This is a genomic window from Flavisolibacter nicotianae, from assembly GCF_003628535.1.
Taxonomy (GTDB): Bacteria; Bacteroidota; Bacteroidia; order Chitinophagales; family Chitinophagaceae; genus Flavisolibacter; species Flavisolibacter nicotianae.
Genome location: NZ_RBCI01000043.1, coordinates 1 through 2,370 on the forward strand (window position 1 = coordinate 1; position 2,370 = coordinate 2,370).

Here is a 2,370-nt window from a genome sequence, read left to right on the forward strand (position 1 = left end):
TGGTACATCCTGGATGTATACCCTACATTTGTGACGGAACAGGAAGAGCCGTGTGAATCGAGAGGTTCACGCACGGTTCTGTGGGAACATCGGGGTGAAACTCCCCGGTGTGACCCGACTAGCACTCATTTTATTGTAGCCACTGCATGACACAGAGTTTTATAGCCATTAGAGGAAATCATCTGAACAAAGCCAGTGAAATATTTGAGACGTTCAAATACCGAGATACCCATCAAGACCAGCAATTTGACAACTGGCAAAAATTCAACGATTTCCTTTTTGATAATTACTTTGAACTTTCAAACAATCAAACAGCACTTCGTGGGTTATGGTCGGACAATGGCTGGACAATAATACACGACCCTGAAATGGTGGACACGGAAGATGAATTTGCCTTGCTGGAACTGTCAAGAATATTCAAGACAGACATTCTAACTTTTATTATACAGACAACCTCAAATTCATTTGGGTTCACTCTATACAACGGCACTATAAAAAGGAATTTTCTTGTCTCTGGCGGAGAAGTGACTGACAACTTATATCAACCTTTAGAGCAAGAACAGGGTTTAAGCATCAACGAGGAAACCTTCACAGACGACATTCTCAAACTTGCTTACAATTTCGGTATTGACTTAGAAGGGAAGACTGACCGGACATACATTGTAAAACGACTTGCATTTAGCGATGAGATGAAAACTGAACTTGAACAATTCAAACAACAGACACAGGGAACAGAGAACAAAAAACCTTGGTGGAAAGTTTGGTAGGAGGAAAAACGAGTGCTAACATGGTATTTGCAATACGGTGGCCGGACGAACAGATTTTGTACATTTAATCGCTATTCGGCTTCGGTAAGTTTGCTGGGCTAACGAATTTCAAATATCACCGCATCGCAAATACCCGAACCGTTCCCCAAAATTCCCTTCCCCCGCAAGAGTTGTTACAGCAGCCGCAGTAGTGGGAATTGGCCCGGGGGTTCCGGTGAGCTGCTATCTTTCCTTCCTCTTCATGGGCAGTAAAAAGCAGCGTATTTGGTTGTAGCAGGTCTGCCTGGCTGAGGCGGCAAAGCTGGCTTATGCAGGCGAAGCAGGCAGACTGCTGAAGTTAGCCGTTTTTCTCTGCATTGTCAAGGGGCTTGTGTGGCCAGGTAGAAAGGGTGAGATGAAAGCACCCGCAGCTATCCGGAACCGGTAGCTCAAAGGAGCTGAATGTGTTCTTCGCCGGGCCAAACAGCCGTGAATCACTTCGTAAATCGGCCATTTGGCGAAATGATTCACGGCTGCACCACTGCTCTCAGACGTGCTGGGGGAAGGCAACTTCGGGGAACATGGGCTTGGCAAAATGCCGGCAGAACTACAGGAACGGATCGATGGTATTTCAATCGGGCTGTATATCTTTAGGCAAGCTGACGAACCACGGACGTCCGGCACTTCGCCAAGCCCTCCACGTCCGTTAGCGGCGAAAAGAAGTACACCTAAATATGAAGACGAATGACTAGGATTATTCTTTTTGTGCTTGTTGCATTTTTCACGAACTGCGCCAAAGGGCAAAAGCATCGATTGCCACCTTCTCCGAAATTTCCGACGCAAAAACAACTGCAGCAAGAAGAGAAAAATCATACCTGTGTCCATAGGGATAGGTATACATCAAAACAAAGGCTTCTTTTTTATCCTTTCAACAGTGCTGCTAAAATCATAGTGGCCTCCTTTGACAACAAGCCAGATGGTAACGGTATGATTGAAATTGGTGGTAATAGGCTCCCGATGAAAAACGACACTATTGATTTTTCTGCACTTGATGAAATAAGGCAATTGGAGGAAAGGCAAATAGATACATTGACTGACATCCTATACAACACCGGCTTTCGAGGAAGCATATTCACCATGACTGGGGCAGGCTGTTACAATCCAAGAAACGCCATTCTATTCGTTAACAAAGGTGGCAAGGCGTTCGCCTTCATTGTACTTTGTTTTGAATGCGGTGGCCACCGGGTTAGTTCAAAGAAGGTAAACACTGGAGAGTTTTGTGATGAGAAATACGACTTACTAAAGCGTTTTTTCGCGAAGACTGGCATTGAAATAGGGATAACAAAAGGAGCGGGTTTACACACAGAATAGGCGCCGCTAACAGGACGCTTTGTGAAAGTGGGGCAGACGTGCTAATTTTCAACAGTAAAACAATAATCAACAGCAGCGCTAAAGAGAAGTTGACGTTTTCCAATTTCCCCCACCTTCACAAAGCGCTGTTCGTTGTAGGCAATTTTTATGAGACCGTTCCTAACGATTATATTGATTTTTTCATTCTTCACATCATTCAGTCAGAAATTCAACAAGTCAGTTAAAGACACAAGCATTACAAATTTCATGACTT

2 protein-coding genes are annotated in these 2,370 nt (G+C 44.4%); both read left to right on the plus strand.

The window, feature by feature from the left end; translation table 11 throughout:
- The first annotated feature begins 146 nt into the window (after positions 1-146).
- On the plus strand, positions 147-767 hold the full coding sequence (locus D6024_RS26255; protein ID WP_121357789.1) for a hypothetical protein: 621 nt from the start codon (positions 147-149) through the stop codon (positions 765-767).
- A 723-nt stretch (positions 768-1,490) separates the two neighbouring features.
- Positions 1,491-2,117, plus strand: a complete 627-nt coding sequence (locus D6024_RS26260; protein WP_121357790.1) for a hypothetical protein — start codon at positions 1,491-1,493, stop codon at positions 2,115-2,117.
- Positions 2,118-2,370: the final 253 nt, after the last annotated feature.